Consider the following 18175-nt stretch of genomic DNA (forward strand, 5'->3'; position numbering starts at 1 on the left):
GGCTGCATGGGGCTGTGCTGACAACGCATACTCCCTTGGGTAACATGAGCGGTCTTGTCTTCGATTGCCTGCCGCATGGACATCTCGATATCCCGCCGCCTGTGGCGACACAAAGTGGTTCGTCGGGGCCTCACCTACTCCCTGATCCTGGTGGTGGTGATCCTGGTGATCGGCGGCATCGGCTTCTGGATGCTCGACCCCAAAGTCAGCACCCTGCAGGATGGCCTCTGGCTCTCGTTCACCACCGCGGCCACGGTGGGCTACGGAGACATGGTGCCCTCGACCCCCTGGTCTCGGGCGTTTGCCGTTCTGGTGGTCCTGCTCGGACTGTCTGTCCTGTCGCTGGTCACCGCGTCGCTGGCGGCGATATTTGTCGAAAAGGATGTCGTCGAAGACGAGCGGCGGGTCGAGGCGGAGTTGCTGAGGGAAATCCGGCACCTGAGAAACGAGGTGCACCTGCTGAGGCGATCAATAGATCTGCCTGCCGGTGAGGGTGACCGCCCTTCGCCGGCACCCTAGGAAACCAGCGGCACATCGATCCAGACGCCCAGTCCACCGCCCTCGCGCGGCAGCATGCGCACCTGCCAGCCGTTGGCGTCGGCCAACGCGTGCACGATGGCCAGCCCCAGGCCAGTGCCTCCGGTCAGCGGACTGCGGGACGGCTCCATGCGCTCGAAGGGCTGCTTCATCCGTTCGATCTCCTTGGCCGGAATGCCCGGCCCTCGGTCCAGCACGCCAAAACAGCCCACCTGGCCATCCGATTCGAAGACCAGCTCGACCGGTCCGTCTGGCGCATAGCGACGGGCGTTCTCCAGCAGGTTGCCCAAGGCACGCTCGATGGCCTGTCGGGCGACGGGTATCTCAACCTCGGGCGACGCATAGGAAAAGGCCATCGAAGAATCTCGCCAATCGTCCGCGATGACAGTCAGCAGCGTGGGCACGTGAACCGTCTGCACAGGCTCCTTCTGCAAGCCACGCGCCAGATCCAGCACTTGCCCGATCAGCCGGTTCATGCGTGTCACCTCCCGGTCCATGCGCTCGATATGCAACGGATCAGGCGCGGCCCGCATCAGCTCCAGCGTCAGCCTCATTTTCGTCAGGGGCGTTCTCAGGTCGTGAGAGACACCGGCTACCAGTGCCGTCCTTGCCCGCACCAGTTCCTGCACCTGCCTGGCCATCGCATTGAACCGGCGACTGACCGTGCCCAGTTCCTGCGGACCGTCCTCCGACAGAAGCGCAGGCACCTGTCCCTCGCCAACGGCTGACATCGCTTCGTTCAATTGGGCCAGCGGCTTCACCACCCGGTATGCCAGCCACCGTGCCAGCCACCAGGACAGGCCGATGCTCAGCAGCCACCCGATCGACAGGGCAGCAAACGGGTGCGTCTGGTTGCGGCTCTCCGGCCAACCCACGGACAATGGATGGGTGCCGGTCGGGATGTTCACCCAGTACCAGACTTCGTCGCCTCGCTGCTGACGCATCAGATGCGTCGGTGTCGCAAGGCGCCGGTTGATGGCCGCCTCATACAACCACACGAACGGCGGATGAAGCTCATCTTGCATGTCATAAGGCTGCGAAGGTCGAATCTCCAGGCGGTGCTGCTCCCGCAGTTCCCTCTCGAAAGCAGGGCGTGTCTGTGGCGGCAACTCTGCCCAGGTCTGTGCCGACAGCACCGCAAGCCCGGCCAGGTCGTCGGCTGCCCGCTGTGCCAGCGGCAACACCAGCATGAACACGAAGATTACGGTCAGCGCCAGCTGCATCAGCACAAAACCGCCCATCAGCCACCGCGCGTGCTGGCCTGCCAGACTGGTGGTGCGCCTCAACCCGATGCCCCTAGCGGGTTGAACAGATACCCTTCTCCGCGGACGGTACGGATGTATCGGGGCGCAGCGGGATCGGTTTCAATCTTGCGACGCAAGCGGGTGACCCGGTTGTCGATGCTCCGGTCAAACGCATCCCGGTCATAGCCCTTGAGTAGGGTGATGAGCACATCGCGCGACAGTACGCGGCCAGGCCGCTGGACCAGCACGGCCAGCAAGTCGTATTCGGCCGCCGTCAGGTCGATCTCTGCACCGTCTCGCCAGAGTGTCCTTGACAGGAGGCTCAACCGAAACGGTCCGAAAACGACCGATTCCGGCACACCCGTTGCCCTCAGATTGCCCGCCGGCACGACGGCCTTGGTGGGCACAGACGAGGCCGTCGCATGGCGACGAAGCAACGCCCTGAGGCGGGCCAACAGCTCGCGCGGTCCGAACGGTTTGGGCAGGTAATCGTCCGCACCGACTTCCAGACCCACCACCCTGTCGGTCTCCTCGCCACGCGCAGACAGCATCAGAATCGGCAAATTCCACTGTGCCTTGACCCAGCGTGTCAAAGCCAAACCATCCTCGCCCGGCATCATCAGGTCCAGCACCAGCACATCAGGAACCGATGCCGCCAGCATGGCTCGCATCTGAAGACCGCCGTCGGCGGTGCTGACACGAAACCCGTTCTGACCGAGGTATGCTGTGAGCAACTCACGGATATCCGCATCGTCATCGACGACCAGCACCTGCGGAAACTCTTCGGATGTCATGCGCTTGAGTGTAGATCGTCCACCAGTTTTCATGGCTGGCACTCGTGGCCTGGAGACGCCCATGGCGACCGTCTGCGACACACCGCGACAAAACCGATCCAGGTTGGCATCAAACGAAGACAGCGCAATCGCATGATCCGCTCATGTCCCCTTCAGCGATATCTAGGCACATGACTTCACGATGGGTTGGTACGTTTGCGGTGCTGCTCTTCCATGCCTTCGGTGCACTGGCTTCGCAGCCGCCAGGGGATGGCACCCAGGCAGCCACCCCGGCAGCGGTCGTATCGGACACGTCCACCTCCAACACACCGAGCGCGCCGATGCCATACGGGACCGGGTTCGAGCAACGACAGACCCGATCACCACAAGCACAGGGCCGCGCCGCAGGCGGTCGGGGCGGCAACTCCGGCGGAAAACGCTGACGCACCTTGGCCACCCGTCTCCAGACACCGATCTTCACCCACCAAAGGACTGTCATGAAAACACCCATCCGAACCCTGGCGACCGCCACGCTCCTGATGCTGAGCCTCACCGCATGCACAGGGGGCGATGACGCCGATCCGCGCAGTGGCCCCCCGCTGGTCGTCAACGAAGATGGCACCAGTCAGGTGGACGGATCTGCACTGGCAAGCAACCTGGATGGCCTCCCGCAGGAGTCCGTATCAGATGCGGAGAAGGCATCCCTGGCCTACATGCGCGAAGAGGAAAAGCTCGCTCATGACGTTTACGCAGTCTTTGATGCCGCATGGGGTGGTCAGCTCAGGATCTTTGGCAACATCGCTTCCAGTGAAGCGACCCACACGGCGGCGGTGCTTCAGTTGCTCAACCGGTACGCCTTGCCAGATCCGGCCGCTGGCCTGCCCCCGGGCCGCTTCGCCAACGCCACGTTGCAGGGGCTTTACGCGGATCTGGTGGCCAAGGGATCTCCTTCCCTGACACAAGCCCTGATGGTCGGGGCACAGATCGAGGAGCTCGATATTGCCGACATCCAGGCCGCACTGGCCAACATCAACAACCAGGACATCCGGCTGGTGTACGAGAACCTGATGAAAGGCTCCCGCAACCACCTGAGGTCATTCGTCAAGACACTGGGACAACAAGGGGTGGCTTACATCCCTGTCTATCTCAGTGGGGCTGCCTACGAGGCGATCGTCAGCAGCCCCATTGAACGCTGAGTGCCGGTCTACTTCAGCGTGAACTGCGCCTTGACCCAGAAGGTGCGTCCAGGCTCGTTGACACGCAGGATCCGGTCGTAACCGGCCACCATGGCACCACCGCGGCTGATCGCCTCGGCATAGGTCCGGTCGAACAGGTTATCGATCCCGAAGGTCACGCGGGCACTGTCGTTCCAACGGTAGCTGCCGTTGATGGAGAACACCGAATAGCCCGATGTCGGCCCGAGGTCCTGGCCCACAATGTTGCCCTGGTTCAAGGCATAGCGGGTCTGGGCCGCCACCACGCGCAGCAGCGAACCAGCGGTCCATCGGCCCTGCGTCCAGTCCAGCCCGAAGCGGGCTTCCAGCGGTGGCATCTGGCCCAGCGGGCGATCGTCGGTGTCGTTCTGCCCGCGCACCCAGGCCAGGCTGGCCAGGCCCTTCCAGGCGGCGTTGAACGCATGGTTCACGCCCGCTTCGGCACCATAGGTGGTGGCCTTGATGTTTCTGGCCACAGTGGTGGTTCTGGTCATGCCACCCATGGCCGGTTTGGCATAGGCGGTCTGGATCAGCACATAGTCATCCACACGGCTGACAAAGCCCGAGACCGAGGCTTCCCAGGCGCCCTGCTTCCAGGTGCTGCCGACATCCAGCTGCGTGGTTTTCTCGGGCTTGAGGCTGTCAAAGGCGCTGAGGCTGCCGGTCGACTCCTTGGCAATCAGTTCCCAGTAGTCGGGCGCCCGGCGGGCATGACCAACACCCACGTAGGCGGTGCCTCCGCCTGCATGGTCCCACTCATAGCGCGCAAAGCCCGACGGCAGGGTCTCTTCCCGGGTCTGTCCACGGGTCGGGTTGGGCATGCTCATCATCCCCACCGCCAGTGTCTGACGACGGTCCTCGGCCTTCCAGCGGTCTGCCCGCAGCCCCATCACCAGCCGACGGCTGTCGCTCAGTTCATGCGTGGCCTCGGCAAACAGACCCAGGTTGCGGAACGCGGCGTCATCGGTGCGTGGCTTGGCCTCGTAGGGCATGGCCGTGGCATTCATCGACGAGCGCACCGTGTGCGTGTTGGACTGCTGGTCCAAACCCGCGATCACCTGCGTGCGCTCACCGGGCACCAGCGTCAGCGCCACGCGCCCCCCGGTCGTCTTGCGGTCAGGGTTGCTGACCGAAGGATTGGCCATCATGGCGGTGGGCATGAAGCGTCGCAGCGAGTAGTTGTCCATCACATGGTCGACGTAGTTGTAGTAGACCTGTGCGTCCACCGCATCGACCAGACCGCCCAGGTGCTTCTTCTCGAACTTCAGGCCATAGTTGCTCCGGTCGAACTTGACGCCGTCCATGCCCCGGTCGGCATAGGCCGCCTCACCCGCGCTGTGGATGCTGGAGAACTCCAGGCGCGTGTTTCGGTCCGGCGTCCATCCCACGATCGCGGTGGCGCTGCTGCGCTGATACCGCGAGTGCACCTCGGTGCCATCGCCGTCCTGGTAGTTGTCCGATTCGGCGTGGGTCAGAATGCCTTGCACGTAGGCGGTCGGGTTGCCGGCCTTCACATCGATCAGTTCGTCGTGACGACCGAAGCTGCCCACCGTCAAGGCACCGTCCACCTGGTAGCCGGGCTTGTCGAAACTGGGCGCCTTGCGCTCGAACAGGACAGTTCCGGCCGATGCGCCCGGGCCGTGCACCACGCTTTGCGGGCCCTTGAGCAGGGTCACCTGGTTGTAGCTATCCGGAAAGACATAGGCCGTTGGCGGGTCCATGCGCATGCCGCAGCCCCCCAGGATCTGTTCGCCGTCGAGCAGGATGTTCAGGCGCGAAGCCGCCATGCCACGGAACAGCGGGTCGCCGTCGGTGCCACCCTTGCGGATCACGCTCATGCCGGGAATGGCCTTGAGCAGGCTGGCGCCATCGGTGGCGGGCAAGGGTTGCTGCGGTGCCCGGGGATCGAAGCTGACCTCCAGGGGTGCCTTCATGGCCGGCGCGGTGACCACGACCGGTTCAAGGGTGGCATCGTCGGCAAGCGTGGTGAGGGGATAGGCGCAGGCCACGGCCAACGCCATGGCGTTAAGGGAAAACGGTTTCATCGGAATTGCGTTTCGTTGGATCGAACAGGCGCACGCCGGCAAACGTTGCAGGCATGCAAGACACGCCATGCCAGCCGGCATGGGGCGCGGGCGGATCAGGCGAAACGCGGGGGAGGCGCGTGGGGAGGCGCGTGTCGCAGGTCGGGCACGACCGGGCGGGCGCCTTGCGCATGCTCAGGCAGCCAGGGCCTGGAAGAAAGGGTGGGCAGCTGATAACTCAGAGCCGCGAGCAGCAACGGGGGAGCGCCTGCCAGCCCCGGACAGAAGGGGCAGAAATCCCCCAGGGCACTGACCGACAGGGAGCCAACTTCACCTGCAAGGTCCGCCGAATCTGCCGCCACGTACATCACGCCGCTGGCGGTGCACACCTCGATCAGTTCACCGCTGGCCACCCGGGAAGACAGCACCAGACCCGACAGCCCCGACACCAGCAACTGCAGGCAGAACAACGCAGCAGCCACCACCGCATGCCAGCGGAGGTTCATGCGAAAGAGTGCGCGGCCAGTGAGCATCGGCCGCCATTGTAGGCGTGCGGGATGCTCAATCCAGCGTGCGGCCCTCGCCCGCTTCCTCCACCGTCTGGCCGTCACGGATGTGATAAATCCGCTTGAAGGTGGGAATGATCTTCTCGTCGTGGGTGACCACGACGATGGCCGTCTGGTACTGGCGTGCCATCTGGTTGAGCAGACGCATGACCCCCAGCGCGCGTTGGCTGTCCAGCGGGGCGGTGGGCTCATCGGCCAGGATCACGGGCGGGCGGTTGGCCAGCGCACGGGCAATGGACACGCGCTGCTGTTCACCGCCCGAGAGCTGGTTGGGCTCAGCCCTGGCACGGTGCTGCACGTCCAGGGCCGTCAGCAGTTCCAGCGCACGCTCGCGTGCCCTGGCGTTGGGCTGGCCGGCCAGCATGGGCAACAGGGCCACGTTGTCGGTCACGTCCAGAAAGGGGATCAGGTACGGCGCCTGGAAGACGAAGCCGATGCGGTCTCGGCGCAGCGCGCGAAGGTCCCTGACTTTCCAGCCCTCGTCGTAGATGACTTCGTTGCCCAGTGTCATTCGGCCGGCCGTGGGCTCGATGATGGCGCCCAGGCACTTGAGAAGGGTGCTCTTGCCCGAGCCCGAGGGGCCGACCAGGCCGACCACCTCGCCCGGGGCGACCTGCATGTTGACGTGCTTGAGCGCCTCGACCGCGGTGTCGCCGTGGCCATAGACCTTGCGCAGGCCTTCGATCTGGATGCCGCCGGGGCTGGGGGTATTCATGACGTTCAGCTGATGGCGGCGCCCGGATCGACCTTGAGCGCGATGCGGATGGCCAGGGTGCTGGCAAGGGCACAGATGACCAGGGTGGCCGCCAACCCACGCAGCGAATCATCCGGCAGCAACAGCACAAACTTGGGGAAGGCTGGCGCCCAGATGGTGGCGGCGATCTTGCCGACGGCAAAGCCGATCAGGCCCAGACCCAGCGCCTGCTGCAGGATCATGCCGGCGATGGTCCGGTCGCGCGTGCCGATGAGCTTGAGCACCGCGATCTCACGCAGCTTGCCCATGGTCATGGTGTAGATGATGAAGGCCACAATGGCCGCGCTGACGATGGCCAGGATGACCAGGAACATCCCGATCTGCTTGGCCGAGTTGGCAATCAGCTTGACGACCAGAATGTCCTTCATCTGGTCGCGCGTGAACACGTTCAGGTGCTTCCAGCGGCGGATCGGTTCGGCCACTTGCTCCGCGCTGAAACCCGGCGCCACCTGCACCAGCACCGCATTCACATTGCGGCTGCTGGTCTGCAGACCTTGCACGGCTTCGAGCAGGCCGGGGCTGCCGGGGCGGTTGAAGGCCGGGTTGTCGGCGGTGCGCGCACGGTCGTTGACGATGGCGTCGTTGTCCTTGAGGAACTGCGCTTCCTGCGCGTCCTTGAGCGGGATGAAGACCATCGGATCGCCCCCCGAGGACACCATGCGCCGCGTGAGGCCCACCACCGTGTAGTCGTGGCGGCGGATACGGATCGCGTCACCGATCTCAAACCCGGTCTTGATGTCGACCACGGCCTCGTAGTGGCTGCGCGTGAGGTGGCGCCCAGCCACCAGATAACCCGGCGCACCCGGGCCGCCGGGTTCGGCGCCAACCACCATGGCACGGACGTCGTGCCCGTCGCGCTGGACCTGCATGGTCAGGTAGCTGACATTGGCGGCAGCTGCCACACCGGGCATACCGCGCATGCTGCGCACCACGTCGTCCTTGATGCTCGAGGATTCGGCATAGGGGCCCTGGGTGTCCTTCTGCACCACCCACAGGTCGGCCCGGCTGTTGGCCAGCAGGGCGTGAGCGTCGTCCACCATGCCACGGTAGACACCGGCCATGGTCAGCGTCACGCCGATCAGCAGGCCCAGGCCGACGCCGGTGAAGACGTACTTGGCCCAGCCGTGCAGGATGTCGCGCCCAGCCAGGCTGATCACTTCGCACCTCCGGCGGGCAGCAGCGACTCGACCACGCTGATGCGCGCGTCCGGCCGCAGGGCGGTCTGGCTGTAGAGCACCACACGGTCGCCTTCGGCCAGCGCGGCGCCGTCGACGGGTGCCACCAGCACCGAGCCGCCGAGTCCTTGTGCACCGGTGCTGACCGGCACGAAAATCAGGTCGCCGCCCTGTACGCGCCAGACACCGGTGCGCCCCTCGTACTGCTGCAATGCCGCGTTGGGCAACAGCAGGCCTTCGGCGCTGGCGGGCAAGGCCAGGGTGACCTCGGCCATCTCGCCCACCGATACGCCAGCCGGCGGCGCCTCGAAGGCCACCATGGCCAGGCGTTCCTCGGTCACCGCATCGGCTAGGAGCTCGACGCGCTCGACCCGGCCAGCCAATGTCTGGCCCGGCAGCGAGCGCAGCGTAATGCGCGCCGCCAGGCCCGGGGCCAGCCCGGCCGAGCGGCCCTGATCCACCCGCAGCGCCACCCACAGGCTGGCTGGGTCGATCAGACGCAGTACCGACTGGCCCGCCACCACCGTGCTGCCGGCTTCGGCGTCGCGGCTGGCGACCACCGCGGGGGCCGGTGCCAGCAGGCGAAGGTTGTTGCGCTGTGCCAGCAGAGCCGCCCGCTCGGCCTGCAGACGGCTGATGTCCTGCGCGGCGGCACCAGCGTTGGCCTGGGCGGCCTGCAGGCCCGCCTCGGCAGAGGCGACCTCCTGCTGCCGCGCCTCGAGCGCGCCAGTGCTGATGAATTTCTGTCGGGCCAGGTCCTGGTTGCGTTTCAGGTTGGCCTGCGCCAGCGCGCGGCGTGCCTGGGCGTCGGCCACCTGCGCCTGGGTGGCGGCACGGGCGCTCTGGGCGCGGGCGAGCGAAGCATCCAGCGCGATCACGCGCTGGTCCAGATCCACCGGGTCCATCTCGGCCAGCACCTGACCGGGCTGCACCACCTGGCCCACGTCCACCGCGACGCTGCGCACGCGACCAGCCACGGTGGGTCCCACCAGCCAGCTGCGCCGCGCTTGCACTTGGCCGATGCCGAAGATCTCGGGACTCACGCGGCCCCTGGCCACTTCGGTGACCTGGACTTTCACCGGCGCCAAAGGCCCGGTACGCAGGGCGACGAAGGCCAGGGTGCCCAACAGCAGCAGGGCCAGTACGCCCAACAAGAGGCGGCGTTTCGATGAAGATGTGCTTGTCATGCCAGCAACTCCTGCACCCATTGCGGGCGATCCTGATGGTTTTCGAGGTGTTCGACCGTGCTGCTCAAACCAGACCACCAGAGCGCATGGACACGTGGCGCAAGCACCGAGACCTGCGCCAGATCGCCAGTGAAAAGAGCCTGCATCACCAATCCCTGAAGGGCGCCAATGAAGAGCACAGCCGCCGCCCGCATATCCAGCCCGGCAGGAAGGTCACCCTCATCCATCGCTGCCTGCAGCCATCCGAGAATCCGCAGCCGGTACTCCTGCAACAGCAGTCGGACACGGGCCTTGACCGGCGTCTCCTGGGTCCGCTGCAGTTCATGAAACAGTATGCGGGGAACACCAGGATGGGCGACCACATAGGCAGCGTGCGCCAGGAAGACCGCCTGCAAACGGTCCATCGACCGCCGACCGGCCCGCTGGCTGGCCAGGTCAAGCTGCACAAACAAACCCCGATGAACCTCGTCGACGACCGCCACCCAGAGTGCTTCTTTGGAGTCGAAATGGCGAAACACCGCCCCCTGGGAAATGCCCACCCGGGCCGCCAGTGCAGCGGTGCTGATGTCGCCTGGGCCGCAGGTGGCCGCCAGTTCGATTGCCGCGTCAATCAGTTCACGCTGGCGCTCCCGAGAGGGAAGTCGTGGCGTCATGGCTCATACAAGTAATTAATCTATTACTTATTCTACAGCATACCCCCGGGAGCACACCAAGAGAAGATGTCCAGCCGCCGATCATGGACCTGTGTCTTCACATCCATCAGACCGAGCACAGAGTGAAAAAGGTGGTCATGGCTCAGGGCTTGCGATGCCCGACCCTGCAGGCATCGGGGCTCCACCCCCGTGCGCCGTTGCATGCCACGCGACAACCACGCCACCATCGGCACCTTGAGCTGCTGCTCGGGTGCCACCGCGTACGGCAGGCCATGCAGGTACAGCCCGTTCTCGCCCAACGACTCGCCATGGTCGGACAGATAGATCATGCCGGTGTCGTACTGTCCGGACTGCGCCTCCAGCCACGTCAGGGTACGGCCAAGGAAGCGGTCGGTGTACGCAATGGTGTTGTCATAGGCATTGCGCACTTCCTCGACACGGCAGTCCGAGAGCGTCTGGCTGACGCACTCCGGTCCAAAGGGTTTGGCATCGGCAGGCGTACGCTTGAAGTAGGCCGGCCCGTGGCTGCCCATCTGGTGCATCACGAGCACCACCCCGCGTTCCCGGCGCTGCGGATCCAGAGCAGCCAGCCGTTCTTCCAGTCCTTCCAGCATGATCTCGTCATGGCACTCGCCATCGCGGCACCAGCGTACATCGGTGAGCTGGCGAGTCGACACCGTGGGCACCCGCGCGCAGACGCCCTTGCAGCCCGACTGGTTGTCCAGCCACAGCACCGCCAGTCCGGCGCGCTGAAGCACGTCCAGCAGGTTTTCATGTACAGGCTTCCGGTTGCCGCCCTGCTCACGGGTCAAGGGGGAAAAGATGCAAGGCACGGACACCTCGGTATTGGTGCCGCACGCGCTCACGTCCGGGAAATTGACCAGGCCTTTGTCGCGCTGCCATTGGGCCAGGACCGGGGTGGTTTGTCGAATGTAGCCATTGAGGCCGAAGTTCTCTGCACGCGCGGTCTCACCAATCACCAGTACCAGCAAGGGCGGCCGTGCCTGCTCCGCGTAACTCGCTCCCAGGCGGGCGTCTTCGCCCACCGGTTCGATGGCACGCGCGGAGGTCGGCACACGCTCGGCCGCCAGGGCGCCCACAGCATAGACCGTGTTGATCGGGTTGATCATGTAACGGACTGCTTTGTGGTTGCGCATCAGGGAGGCCAGCCCCTGATAACCGGCCACACCAGAGGCCACCGCCAACGAGAGACCCAGCGAGACCGCCCCGGTGTTGCGCCACAGCCGTTGCCACGTCCGGCGCGGGCGCAGCGGCCGAAGCCAGATCCACCACAGGGCAGGCCCCGCCACCAGCACCAGGGTCACGGGCAAGGCCGGTGTCAGCAGATCGGCCACCTCCCTAGCGTCGGTGTTGAGCACATTGGCCATCATCGACGGATCGATCACCACCCCATAGGTTCGCATGAAATGGGTATTCGCGGCGGCTGCCAGCACCAGCAAGCTGGCTATCCACCGGTACCCACGCGGCCAGGTGATCAACGACAACAACGCGAAATTGACCGATGCAACGAGCGCCGCCATCGTCATCCAAAGGGTCCATGCCCCTGAGCCACCGACCGAAAGGACCTTTTGCCACAGCGGGACATTGCCCGCGAGCGTCAGCCACAGTGCCAGGACGGCATTGGTCTGCCAGGGGGGGGCACCCAGCGTTGGCAATGGCGTCGCCCCAGCGTCGGCCGGGTTGAACAGGCCAGGGAAGGGTGCGTGGAGCCGTGGGAAGCGCCGAAAGGCAGTCGTGGGCATGGAAGCTGGGCAGGTAGGTGCAGAACGCGTTCACCTGACAGCATGGGAGCCGAACATTAAGCGTGTCTTAGGGCGGCCCCCTGCGGGATCGGCCCTGGCGTCTTAATGAAAAACTAAGCGGTGGCGGCTAAGCTTTGGCGGCAAGCCTTACCAAACATTCACGGAGATACCCCATGAAGAAACCCACGAATGTCCGCCGGACGAGCCATCTCGGTCGGACCTTGCGCACCGCGACAGCCATCCTCGCCACGGCGGCCCTGATGGCCTGCACCGGCGGCGGCAGCGACGATACCGCCAGCACAACGGCCAAGCCGTTTTCGGGTGTGGTCACCCAGTACGGTGACGGCGTGTTGACCGTCGATGGGATCGCCGTGGACACCAGCACCTTGGGCTCGGTGCCCGCCGGGCTTTCCGTGGGCACCCGCGTGGAACTGGAAGGGACGCTCGACAACGGGGTGATCCGGGCCACGCGACTCGAACTGGACGATGACCGCAGCGACGACGTCCCCGATGGCATCCGCAACGAACTCAAGGGCACCATCACCGCCATGAGCAGCCCCACCAGCTTCTCGGTCAACGGCGTACCGGTCGACGCCACCGGCGCCACCGCCTTGCCGACAGGTCTGAGGGTCGGCAGCCTTGTCGAGGTTTACGGCATTCTGGTCAACGGCGTCATGCAGGCCTCCCGCGTCGAACTGGAGACCAACGATGGGATTGACGACGACCGGGACGATGATGGCACCGACGATGACCGAGATGACGACAGCATTGACGACAGAGACGACTGCGATGACGACGTCGATCCGACGTGTCGGGACGACGACTGATCAAGGTCTTGGTTCTCTGATTGACCCCGCTTCGGCGGGGTTTTTTTTGATTTCTTGGTGCTTCTTCATGGTGGCTTAAGGAGGCAGCGGTGCAATAGGACCCGTGGATGGATGCATTCACGTCTTATCAACCAACAAGGGAATACTCACCATGAAACTCAAGATCGCCACCATCGCCTTCGCCCTGGCCTCCAGCACCGCCGCATTCGCCGGCCCCACCTGCACCGTGCCGCAAGACAAGTGGATGAAGGAAGCCGACTTCAAGGCCATGATGGAAAAGCAGGGCTACCAGATCAAGACCTTCAAGGTCAGCAAAGGCAAGTGCTACGAGATCTACGGCTTCGACAAGGATGGCAAAAAGGTCGAGATCTACTTCGACCCCTCCAACGGCGCTGAGCTCGAGCGCAAGTAAGCCACTGCTGTCCATCTCGCCTAGACCGAAATACAAGCATCATGCCGACCTCGCCCGCCACCCCCATGAATCAACCGGTTTGGGACCGGTTTGTCCGGGTCTTCCACTGGAGCCTGGTCTCCTGCGTGGTGTTGAACCAGTTCGTGCTGGAAGCGGGCGAGACCCCCCATGAATGGGTGGGCTACACCGCCAGCGCGCTGGTGCTGGCCCGCATCGTGTGGGGCTTCGTGGGCAGCCGGCATGCCCGCTTCTCTGATTTCTTTCCGACGCCCGCCCGACTGGCTCGCCACGTCCGTGCGCTGGCCCGTGGGGAGCATCCCCAGTACGCCGGCCACAACCCCCTGGGCGCCGTGATGATGCTGGCGCTGATGGGTCTGATTCTGTCGCTGGGCGTGACCGGATGGATGCAGACCACCGACACCTGGTTCGGCGAAGAGTGGCTGATGGAACTCCACGAATGGCTGGCCAACGGCCTCCTGCTGGCCGCCGGACTTCATGCCGCTGCGGCCATTGTCATGGGGCGGTTGGAGCGCGTGCACCTGGTGCGCGCCATGATCACCGGCTTCAAACGCAGCTATTGAGCACACATCCATGCGGGTACTGCTGATTGAAGACGATCCGGCGCTGGGTGCGGGTCTGCGCGACTTCTTGACCCTGGATGGCTATCGCGTCGACTGGTGCATCAGCCTTTCACAGGCCAGATCATTGGCCGACGAACCCTATGACGCCTGGCTCGTCGATTGGAACCTGCCCGATGGCTCGGGGGTGCAGTGGTTGTCCGCCCAGCGGCGGGTCGGCCGCAAGACACCCGCATTTGTGCTGACGGCGCGCGACCTAGTGGCCGACCGCATCGAGGGCCTGGACAGCGGCGCAGATGACTACCTGGTCAAACCGTTCGCCCCCGAAGAGTTGTCGGCCAGGCTTCGCGCTCTGTTCCGCCGAACGGCCTCCACCGAGGAAATCCGGCAATGGGGCGAGGTAAGCCTGAACCTGGCCGCCAAACAAGCCTGGTTGCGTGATGTCGAGGTGGAGCTGACGTCTCGGGAGTGGGCCATCCTGGAGGCGCTGGTCCTCCGAAGCGGCCGCGTGATATCGCGCCATGACCTGGAGTCGCTGGTGTTGGGCATGGATGCCATGCTCAGCAGCAACGCCATCGATGTGCACATCTTCAACCTGCGGCAGAAGCTCGGCAAAACACTCATCGAGACCGTCAGAGGCATGGGCTACCGCATTCGCCAAAACGCCCAATGACCTCATCGGAACGCCGATCGCTGCCGTCGATCCTGGTCCGAATCCGCTGGACCCTTGCGGTGGTCGCCATCCTGGGATCCGTGGTGCTGGCGATGGTGATGCGACATGTGTCACAGCACGAAGTCAATGAACTGCTGGACCAGGGTCTGCGGGAGTCTGCCGAGATCCTGCAGGGCACCCTGGCGGCGATGTACCGGGAGGGCAGTACGCCACCGCAGTTGACGACCCACAGCGACTACGAAGAACACCTGATCTGGCAGATCGTGTCGTCGCAAACCGGTGCGGTCGTGCACCGCTCACACAAGGCCCCCGAGGCACCGATCGCCACGCCGTCGGGGGTTGCCATGGACGACTCAGCCGACGGTCTGTGGCGTGTGGTTCAGCTGCGCATGACATCCGACGGATCTTGGCTGCTGGTTGGTCAGAGCATGCGTGAGCGTGAAGAGGCCCAGAGTGAAGCGGTTCAATACGTCACCGTGGCGGCCATGTTGCTGGGGGCCGGTGTGACCTTGCTGCTGACCCTGCTGCTGAGGCGGGAACTTTCACCCTTGCGCGACTTCTCCCGGGAAGTGGCTGCCTTCGATCCGCTGAACCCGACATCGGCCCGCGCCATGACCACGCGGGCCGAACTGCTGCCTCTGGCAGAAGCCTTGACCACCCTGGGCGCCCGTCTGGCGCAGCGCATTCGCAGCGAACAGGCATTCACCGCCCATGCGGCACACGCGCTGCGCACGCCCCTGGCCGGCATCGACGTCCAGCTGGCCATGGCGGCAAGGGAGGCGCCGGCGCCCCTGAAAGAACGCATCGCCACCGCCAGGCAGGCCGCCGCCCGGTTGCATCAGGTCATGAGCGCCCTGTTGACCATGTTCCGCAGTGGTGAGCCCCCCAGGCAACAATCCGTGGACCTGGCCGACATGATCCTCCCACTCGCGCCTGCGGGCCTGAGCGTCGATGTTCCGGAGTCGTCGATGGTGATCGTCGATCCCGACTTGCTGTCCGCCGTGCTGCTCAACCTGATGGACAACGCCATGCGGCATGGGGCGAGTCGCCTGTCGGTGCAGGCGGGCCAGGAAGGCTCAACCTGGTTCATTGACCTGATCGACGACGGCGAGGGTTGTACGCAGGAGCAACTGATGGCGCAGAGAAACCGCCTGGAACCCGGACACCACGATCCGATTCGCGGCGGCAACGGGCTGGGCCTGACACTGGCAGACATCGTGATGCGTGCCCACGGGGGCCGGGTGCGGCTGCCGGATGCCGCAAAGGGTTTTCACATCAGGCTCGAATGGCCCATCGTGCCCTGACAAGGGGGCAGAAGGGCCGTCAGCGGCATCGCACCATCAATACCACCACCAGCGCACCACCGCCGTCACCCAGACCCCGCCACACAGCAGCAGGCTGAGCAGGACCGCGGCACTGCCCATGTCCTTGGCTCGTCCGGACAGCTCATGCCACTCGGGCCCCACGCGGTCCACGACCGACTCCACCGCCGTGTTGAGCAGCTCGGTGATCATCACCAGCACCACGGTGCCGATCAGGGCCACCGCTTCCAGCCATTGCCGGGCAATGACCAGCGCCAGCGGAATCAGCACCAGCGACAGCAGCAGCTCCTGACGAAAGGCTGGCTCGTGCCATCCCGCACGCAGGCCCTTGAGAGAGTATCCTGCGGCGTACCAGACGCGCTGCAGACCATGCCGCTTCTTGATGGGGGAAGTGTTCATTTCTGTGAATCTGATGTCGGCCAGACCAGCGCAAAACGGGTGGTCATGGGCGTCAGGGCATCGCCGGTTTCCAGGCGTGCGCCCATCTGTTCAGCCATGCGTTCAACCAGGCGCAAGCCCAGCCCCAGGCCATCCGAGGTCGGCACACCAAAGGCCCCTGCGCGGCCCCCGTCGTCACTGACAGACACGCCCCGGGACGAAGGGCCGGACCAGACATCCACCTGGATCTGCGTGCCGGCGGGTGTGTGGCGGATCGCGTTGTCTACCAGGTTTCGCAAGGCCAGCTCCGCCAGCATGGCTGGCACCTGCACTTTCACCGCCGCATCGGGCCGAAGCAGGGCCAGTTCATGATCCTGTTCATACGCGCGGGGTACGTGGTCTTCGACCACCGAAGCCGCCAGGGCGCCCAGGTCCACCGCCGTCGAGGACTGCGCCAGCGCATCCCGCTGCACACGCGCCAGGTCCAGCAGCTGCTGCAGGATCCGTCCCGCCCGCAAGGCATCTTTTTCCAGCCGCTCCAGAGACTCCGGCGTCGGTGCCTGGCGAGCAGCCGCCGCTCCCAGGGCCAGCGAAGCCAGTGGTGTGCGCAGCTCGTGCGCCACGTCGGAGGCAAAGGCCCGTTCCCGGCGCGCCTGCTCCTGCAACGAATCGACCAGGTGGTTGATGGCCTCGACCGAACTGGCGAACTCCCGAAACCGGTGATCGGACTGCAGGCGCTGACCGGCCGTTGTATCCAGCGCGGCCACATCGGCCGACAGGCGCGACAGCGGCTGCAAGCCCCGCCGGATCGCCAGCCAGAGCACCAGCATCACCAGCGGCAGCACCAGCAGCACGGGCAACACCACGTGTTCGGCCAGATCGGCACCCAGGTCGTAACGCTCGTCCATGTCCACCAGCACCGCGGCGCGGTTGCCCTGGTCATCGGCCGCGGCATACATGCGCCACTCGCGCGGCTGCCCCCCTTGACCTTGACTCACCCGCACAGTCCGCAAGCCCGGGGACGGAGGAGTGGTAAGCCCCAGCAAAGGGGCCATGGCATGGGTGTCCTCCACCAGCCGATCGCCCGCCCAGCGCAGCACGATGAGCTCCAGGGCATACTCCCGGCGGTGGGTGGCCTGGTTCTCCTTCGTGTCCAGAGAAGCCTGGTCATGGGGCTTCAGCAACAGCCGCGCCACCGACACCAGCTTGCCGTCGGTGATCTCCCGGGCCTCATGGTGGCCGCTGTTCCATGCCGCCAACGCCAGCGTCAGCCACACCATCACCAGCGCACCCGCCGCCCACCCCCACAGGTGGCGCTGCAACGAAGGGCGGGCGCTCATGCGGGCTCCTCGGGGATGAAGTAACCCACACCCCGCACGGTCTTGATCAGGCCGTCGCCCAGCTTGCGCCGCAGGTGATGGACGTGCACCTCAATCGCGTTGCTCTCCAGCGCATCGCCAAAGCCATACAGCGCCGACTCCAGACGCGACTTCGACATCACGCGGGGTCGGTCCTGCATCAAGGCCATCAACAGAGCAAACTCCTTCACCCCCAGGGCCACGACTTCGCCATCCAGCCACACCTGGCGGGCGGCCGGGTCGATGCGCAGGCGGCCATACTCGATCTCGGGCCGGCTGCGGCCGGACGCCCGGCGGGTCATCGCCCGCAGCCGGGCCAGCATCTCGTTGGCATCGAAGGGTTTGATGATGTAGTCGTCGGCGCCGCTGTCCAGCCCCTGGATGCGGTCACTCACGCCATCGCGCGCGGTCATGATCAGCACCGGCATGTCCGACCGGCTCCCGGTGGCGGCTGCGGCTGGCGTCGCGGTTTGCCGGCGCAGGCGCGTGAGCAGGTCCAGGCCATCCCCGTCGGGCAAGCCCAGGTCCAGCAACATGACATCGAACGGCTCGACGTTGAGCGCCGTCCAGGCCGAGGACAGGGTGCCGCACAGGTCGGCGGCATGACCGGCCGCGCGCAGTGCCGTCACGATGCCCTCACCAATGCCCGGATCGTCTTCCACCACCAGCACACGCATGCCCGCATCCTTTCCGATTTCAGCCGGGCATTGTTGCACCGGTGCCTTATCCCGGCCTTA

19 protein-coding genes are annotated in these 18175 nt (G+C 65.2%); 7 read left to right on the forward strand and 12 right to left on the reverse strand.

The features are described 5' to 3' along the window. The first annotated feature begins 54 nt into the window (after positions 1–54). Positions 55–519, forward strand: coding sequence for a potassium channel family protein (locus ACFQNJ_RS11790; RefSeq protein ID WP_382257482.1), 465 nt, complete (start codon positions 55–57; stop codon positions 517–519). On the opposite strand, the gene ACFQNJ_RS11795 is transcribed toward ACFQNJ_RS11790, so the two are convergent. Together ACFQNJ_RS11795 and ACFQNJ_RS11800 are read right to left on the reverse strand one after the other, a co-directional pair. Further along, positions 516–1823, reverse strand: a complete 1308-nt coding sequence (locus ACFQNJ_RS11795; RefSeq protein ID WP_382257485.1) for an ATP-binding protein — start codon at positions 1821–1823, stop codon at positions 516–518. The two genes, ACFQNJ_RS11790 and ACFQNJ_RS11795, sit on opposite strands and share 4 nt — an antisense overlap. Then, complete coding sequence (locus ACFQNJ_RS11800; RefSeq protein ID WP_382257488.1) at positions 1820–2575, reverse strand: response regulator; 756 nt, start codon at positions 2573–2575, stop codon at positions 1820–1822. The genes ACFQNJ_RS11795 and ACFQNJ_RS11800 overlap by 4 nt, the downstream gene beginning before the upstream one ends. Positions 2576–3051: 476 nt before the next feature. Here ACFQNJ_RS11800 and ACFQNJ_RS11805 point away from each other — a divergent pair, with 476 nt between their 5' ends. Next, positions 3052–3750, forward strand: coding sequence for a DUF2202 domain-containing protein (locus ACFQNJ_RS11805; protein ID WP_382257490.1), 699 nt, complete (start codon positions 3052–3054; stop codon positions 3748–3750). Positions 3751–3758: 8 nt separating this feature from the next. Here ACFQNJ_RS11805 and ACFQNJ_RS11810 read toward each other — a convergent pair whose 3' ends face one another. From ACFQNJ_RS11810 to ACFQNJ_RS11840, 7 genes are all read right to left on the reverse strand, one after another. Next, positions 3759–5813: a TonB-dependent copper receptor gene (locus tag ACFQNJ_RS11810; protein WP_382257493.1), complete on the reverse strand. Its 2055-nt coding sequence runs from the start codon at positions 5811–5813 to the stop codon at positions 3759–3761. 95 nt (positions 5814–5908) lie between these two features. Beyond that, positions 5909–6298, reverse strand: coding sequence for a DUF2946 family protein (locus tag ACFQNJ_RS11815; protein ID WP_374641097.1), 390 nt, complete (start codon positions 6296–6298; stop codon positions 5909–5911). Positions 6299–6353: 55 nt separating this feature from the next. Further along, a complete protein-coding gene (locus tag ACFQNJ_RS11820; protein WP_382257496.1) occupies positions 6354–7073 on the reverse strand; it encodes an ABC transporter ATP-binding protein in 720 nt (239 codons plus the stop codon). 5 nt (positions 7074–7078) lie between these two features. Continuing rightward, on the reverse strand, positions 7079–8269 hold the full coding sequence (locus ACFQNJ_RS11825; protein WP_382257499.1) for an ABC transporter permease: 1191 nt from the start codon (positions 8267–8269) through the stop codon (positions 7079–7081). Further along, complete coding sequence (locus tag ACFQNJ_RS11830) at positions 8266–9474, reverse strand: efflux RND transporter periplasmic adaptor subunit (protein WP_382257502.1); 1209 nt, start codon at positions 9472–9474, stop codon at positions 8266–8268. Before ACFQNJ_RS11830 ends, ACFQNJ_RS11825 begins: the two co-directional genes overlap by 4 nt. Next, on the reverse strand, positions 9471–10127 hold the full coding sequence (locus tag ACFQNJ_RS11835) for a TetR/AcrR family transcriptional regulator (protein WP_382257505.1): 657 nt from the start codon (positions 10125–10127) through the stop codon (positions 9471–9473). The genes ACFQNJ_RS11830 and ACFQNJ_RS11835 overlap by 4 nt, the downstream gene beginning before the upstream one ends. A 32-nt stretch (positions 10128–10159) precedes the next feature. Then, a complete protein-coding gene (locus ACFQNJ_RS11840; protein WP_382257508.1) occupies positions 10160–11890 on the reverse strand; it encodes a phosphoethanolamine transferase in 1731 nt (576 codons plus the stop codon). Between the two features lie 173 nt (positions 11891–12063). On the opposite strand from ACFQNJ_RS11840, the gene ACFQNJ_RS11845 reads away from it, so the two are divergent. The 5 genes from ACFQNJ_RS11845 to ACFQNJ_RS11865 all read left to right on the forward strand — a co-directional run bounded on the left by ACFQNJ_RS11845 (position 12064) and on the right by ACFQNJ_RS11865 (position 15684). Beyond that, on the forward strand, positions 12064–12717 hold the full coding sequence (locus ACFQNJ_RS11845; protein WP_382257511.1) for a DUF5666 domain-containing protein: 654 nt from the start codon (positions 12064–12066) through the stop codon (positions 12715–12717). A 151-nt stretch (positions 12718–12868) separates the two neighbouring features. Further along, entirely contained in the window at positions 12869–13129 is a 261-nt protein-coding gene (locus ACFQNJ_RS11850) for a PepSY domain-containing protein (protein WP_374641091.1), read from the forward strand. A gap of 65 nt (positions 13130–13194) precedes the next feature. Beyond that, positions 13195–13710, forward strand: a complete 516-nt coding sequence (locus ACFQNJ_RS11855; RefSeq protein WP_382257514.1) for a cytochrome b/b6 domain-containing protein — start codon at positions 13195–13197, stop codon at positions 13708–13710. Between the two features lie 10 nt (positions 13711–13720). Beyond that, on the forward strand, positions 13721–14380 hold the full coding sequence (locus ACFQNJ_RS11860; protein ID WP_382257517.1) for a response regulator transcription factor: 660 nt from the start codon (positions 13721–13723) through the stop codon (positions 14378–14380). After that, positions 14377–15684: a sensor histidine kinase gene (locus ACFQNJ_RS11865; protein WP_382257520.1), complete on the forward strand. Its 1308-nt coding sequence runs from the start codon at positions 14377–14379 to the stop codon at positions 15682–15684. Before ACFQNJ_RS11860 ends, ACFQNJ_RS11865 begins: the two co-directional genes overlap by 4 nt. Before the next feature lie 36 nt (positions 15685–15720). On the opposite strand, the gene ACFQNJ_RS11870 is transcribed toward ACFQNJ_RS11865, so the two are convergent. Genes ACFQNJ_RS11870 through ACFQNJ_RS11880 form a run of 3 tightly spaced genes read right to left on the reverse strand, consistent with a single transcriptional unit; the run spans position 15721 to position 18115 of the window. Beyond that, positions 15721–16101 carry a diacylglycerol kinase gene (locus ACFQNJ_RS11870; RefSeq protein ID WP_382257523.1) on the reverse strand — a complete coding sequence of 127 codons (381 nt, stop codon included), beginning with the start codon at positions 16099–16101 and terminating at the stop codon, positions 15721–15723. Then, positions 16098–17420 (reverse strand): sensor histidine kinase, encoded by a 1323-nt coding sequence (locus ACFQNJ_RS11875; RefSeq protein ID WP_382257526.1) that lies wholly within the window; start codon positions 17418–17420, stop codon positions 16098–16100. The genes ACFQNJ_RS11870 and ACFQNJ_RS11875 overlap by 4 nt, the downstream gene beginning before the upstream one ends. Next, the gene (locus ACFQNJ_RS11880) at positions 17417–18115 is read right to left on the reverse strand and encodes a response regulator (protein ID WP_382257529.1); all 699 of its coding nucleotides are present in this window, start codon (positions 18113–18115) and stop codon (positions 17417–17419) included. Before ACFQNJ_RS11880 ends, ACFQNJ_RS11875 begins: the two co-directional genes overlap by 4 nt. Between the last annotated feature and the right edge of the window lie 60 nt (positions 18116–18175).

The sequence above is a fragment of the Hydrogenophaga bisanensis genome (assembly GCF_042665135.1).
Lineage (GTDB): Bacteria > Pseudomonadota > Gammaproteobacteria > Burkholderiales > Burkholderiaceae_C > Hydrogenophaga > Hydrogenophaga bisanensis.